The 451-nt window shown below is 71.4% G+C and carries 2 pseudogenes; one reads left to right on the forward strand and one right to left on the reverse strand.

The features are described 5' to 3' along the window. A pseudogene (locus LPA54_RS38620) lies at window positions 1-197 on the forward strand (serine/threonine protein kinase); the annotation flags it as partial. Window positions 198-264: 67 nt separating this feature from the next. On the opposite strand, the pseudogene LPA54_RS38625 reads toward LPA54_RS38620, so the two are convergent. Further along, window positions 265-408 (reverse strand): annotated as a pseudogene (locus LPA54_RS38625) (TrmH family RNA methyltransferase); the annotation flags it as partial. Window positions 409-451 lie beyond the last annotated feature (43 nt).

The raw sequence follows: 451 nt of genomic DNA on the forward strand, positions 1-451 counted from the left end.
GTCCCAGGTCGCGCACCGGCACACCCTCCCGCGGCGGAACCCGCCCCGGCACCGGCACAGGCGCCCGCCGCACGGGCTCCGGCCTGCGCCCGGCGAATCCACGGCTGCTGAGGCAGCGGCTGTTCGTGTTCGTAGTGGTGACGCTGGTGGTGGCGTTCGGGATCGCGCTGGTGCAGGGGTGTCAGGGACCGTCCTGAGGCGCGCCCCCGGGCTGCTGGCCGTTCAGCGGGAGACCGCTCGCCGGGCCGGCAAGCGATGGCGCCCTTACTGCTGTGGCCGCCCCGCCGTCACCGCGTAGAAGGCGACCGCCGCTGCCGCGCCCACGTTGAGGGAGTCCACCCCGTGGGCCATCGGGATGCGGACCCAGGTGTCGGCGGCGGAGAGGGCGCGGGGTGAGAGACCAGAACCTTACTCTAAAACAAACATGTCCAACCCGTCCAAACAATTAGTG

It is taken from the genome of Streptomyces sp. DH12, from assembly GCF_020873895.1.
Taxonomy (GTDB): domain Bacteria; phylum Actinomycetota; class Actinomycetes; order Streptomycetales; family Streptomycetaceae; genus Streptomyces.